The organism is Pseudomonas fluorescens, assembly GCF_041354075.1.
Taxonomy (GTDB): Bacteria; Pseudomonadota; Gammaproteobacteria; order Pseudomonadales; family Pseudomonadaceae; genus Aquipseudomonas; species Aquipseudomonas fluorescens_CE.
This window is the reverse complement of the sequence record NZ_JARZGC010000049.1, coordinates 1-708: the sequence shown is the minus strand read 5'-3', so window position 1 is coordinate 708 and position 708 is coordinate 1. Positions and strand designations below refer to the sequence as shown.

General features: G+C 66.9%; 1 protein-coding gene. It reads right to left on the bottom strand.

Features of this window, described 5'->3' with window-relative positions:
• Positions 1 to 708: ABC transporter permease subunit (locus tag QIW53_RS27180; protein ID WP_371052678.1), on the bottom strand; the 708-nt coding region annotated here is incomplete at both ends.

Sequence of the window (708 nt, the reverse complement as noted above, 5' to 3'; positions counted from 1 at the left end):
CCACGCCCACGGGGCCGGTGTGGTACCAGCGCCGGCTCGGGTCGGCGTTGGTTCGTGCGCCCATCGCCTGGGTCAGGCGGTCGAGGAAGATCGCCAGCAGCACCAGGCCGATGCCACCGACCGTGGCCAGGCCCATGTCCAGCCGGCCGATGCCGCGCAGGACCATTTGGCCCAGGCCGCCCACGGAAATCATCGAGGCGATCACCACCATCGACAGCGACAGCATCAGGGTCTGGTTGAGGCCGGCCATGATGGTCGAGGTGGCCAGCGGCAGTTGCACGCGGGTCAACATTTGCCGGGGCGTGCAGCCAAAGGCGCGGGCGGCTTCGATCTTGTCTTCAGGCACCTGGCGGATGCCCAGGTTGGTCAGGCGCACCAGCGGTGGCAGGGCGAACACGATGGTCACCAGCACGCCGGGGACATTGCCGATGCCGAACAGCATCACCACCGGCACCAGGTAAACGAAGGCCGGCAGGGTCTGCATGGCGTCGAGCACCGGGCGGATAAAGCGTTCGAGCCGGTCGCTGCGAGCGCAGACGATGCCCAGCGGAATGCCGATCAGGGCACAGAAGAACACCGAGGTCAGCACCAGCGCCAGGGTGGTCATGGATTCGGACCACACGCCGATCAAACCGAGCAGGGTCAGGGTGACAAAACACAGCAGCGCCATGCGCTTGCCGGCGAGCTGCCAGCCGAGCAGCGAGGACA